Raw genomic sequence first — 2,051 nt, 5'->3', positions numbered from 1 at the left:
ACTCCCTGCCACCCCAGGTGAACCCCCAGGTCGCTAGACTAGGCCCTCGCGCCCTCGTAGCTCAGGGGATAGAGCATCGGTTTCCTAAGACGGTGCTCTATTGGTCTCCGCAGGCTGACTGCCTGTGGCTTCTCTGTTTCTATCTCCCGCGTGCTGGTCGCAACGGGCAATTGCTGTGCTCGGTGGCAGAAGATCAGCAAGCTTGTCACGGGTGCATTCTCGGTCTGCCTCTGGGTGATCCGCACTTCGTCCGAGCACCCCGCGAGCAACCGGCCCTGTCGACCAAACGGCGCATGCGCCAAGCGGCGCGTGCCGGACCGGATCTTCACGGCCAAGCGAACATCAAGGTTCGCCATCGACGGACAACCCACGCTGCGAGTCGTGACCCGACCTCTCTCGGCCGGCTCTACACCTGGCATGCTGTTCGTCCCAATAAAATGCCTAAAGTCCCGTGGATGCCAGAGAGCGATACCTGCGTGCCGACGAGGTCGACCGCCTCACCAGCGGGGCCACAGCCGCCAGCACAGCCCGTAGGCATGATATCGTGATAACATCACTCTGGATCGGGAGGTGCCACATGCCCAATATCCTCGTCCGCGATCTTAGTCAAGAGGCCGTCGACCGCATCGACGCCACAGCCGCCAACCTCGGGCTGTCCCGCAACGAATACCTACGCCGTAAGTTCGAGGAGAACATCCCCCCTGCCGGCGAGCGGACGGTCACCGCCGAGGACTGGCAACGATCCGCAGAGGCATTCGCGGATCTGGCCGACCCTGCAGTGATGGAGGACGCGTGGCGGTGACGAGCTGGCTGATCGACAAGTCCGCGTACATTCGGCTCCAACTCGGCCAAGCGGCGAACCGCGACGAGTGGAGCGCACGCATCAGCCGCGGGTTGGTCCGGCTCTCCACCATCACCCGGCTCGAACTTGGCTACTCAGCACGCTCCGGAGAAGTGGGGCGTCGACAGTTCGCCGCCCCACCACTGTCCTTGATGCCGGTCGAGCACCTGACCCCCGCCATCGAGGACCGGGCACTGGAGGTGCAGATGCTGCTTGCCGATCGAGGCCAGCACCGTGCCCCGTCAATCCCTGACCTCCTGATCGCGGCGACTGCTGAAAAGACGGGACTGACCGTCCTCGCCGTCGACAAGGACTTCGACCTCATCGCCGCGGTCACGGGCCAGTCGGTTGAAACCCTGCCTGGCTAACTGGTCCGTGACGTAAGTCCTTCGGGGTTGGTGGTTCGCGGGCTCGTGTGCTGTTCGTGATCAGGGGGCGATGGGTCCCACGTGGAGATCGCAGACCAGGTCGAAGACTTCTTCGGTGCTGGCACTGAGCCAGATCTGGTCCTCGTACTTGTTCTTGCTGGCCACGTAGATGGCCGTGCCCCTGTGCCTGCCGAGAAATGCGTCCGGACTGGTCAGATGGCTGTTCGGGCGTGGGAACCGATCTTGCCCGTTCTCCGATGCGGGTCCTCCTTGCACATCGCCGTTGATGGTTGCGCGATGATGCCGTGTCATGCTGCTGTGACTTGGTACCTTGGCCTCACGAACGTCGTCGCACTACTGCGGCTGTTGCCGGGCAGCGACCGGGACAAAGACGCGGAGATGCACCTGCCGAAAACCTCATCCGCCCTGGTAGGAGTCGGTGCGTGAGCGACGGGATGTCGACCTCGGTCGCTTGCGCTGAGCTCTCGCGCAGCTGACGATCGCTGCGGCATGATGGTCCGCCGTGCTACTGCGACTGGCCTACCTGGGTGTGACGAGCGTGTTCGCCATGCTGCGCCTGCTGCCGATGAGCGATCGAGATAAGGACGTGGAGATCCTGGCGCTGCGCCTGACGGAGACCGCGGTGCGGGACTGGGTGAAGCAGGCCGAGCTCGACGCCGGCGCCCGTAGCGACGGGTTGACCAGCGACGAGCGGGCCGAGCTGGCGCAGCTGCGACGGGAGAACCGCCGGCTGCGTGAGGACGTCGAGATATTGAAACAGGCCACGGCTTTCTTCGCGAAGCTTCTGGGTCTCGACCACTTGATGCTTTTCACACCGGACC

General features: G+C 63.8%; 2 protein-coding genes and 1 pseudogene. All 3 read left to right on the top strand.

Annotated features, from left to right (window positions below; all coding sequences use genetic code 11):
* Positions 1–451 precede the first annotated feature (451 nt).
* The gene (gene vapB / locus KJS59_RS31645) at positions 452–802 is read left to right on the top strand and encodes a type II toxin-antitoxin system VapB family antitoxin (RefSeq protein ID WP_249715175.1); all 351 of its coding nucleotides are present in this window, start codon (positions 452–454) and stop codon (positions 800–802) included.
* The gene (locus KJS59_RS30440) at positions 793–1,209 is read left to right on the top strand and encodes a PIN domain nuclease (protein ID WP_213457422.1); all 417 of its coding nucleotides are present in this window, start codon (positions 793–795) and stop codon (positions 1,207–1,209) included. The genes vapB and KJS59_RS30440 overlap by 10 nt, the downstream gene beginning before the upstream one ends.
* A 523-nt stretch (positions 1,210–1,732) precedes the next feature.
* Positions 1,733–2,051: pseudogene (locus tag KJS59_RS30435) on the top strand (hypothetical protein); the annotation flags it as partial.

Origin of the sequence: Rhizomonospora bruguierae (assembly GCF_018397995.1) — a bacterium.
GTDB lineage: Bacteria > Actinomycetota > Actinomycetes > Mycobacteriales > Micromonosporaceae > Rhizomonospora > Rhizomonospora bruguierae.
The sequence above is the reverse complement of the archived record's forward strand: the minus strand, read 5'-3'. Positions and strand labels throughout refer to the sequence as shown.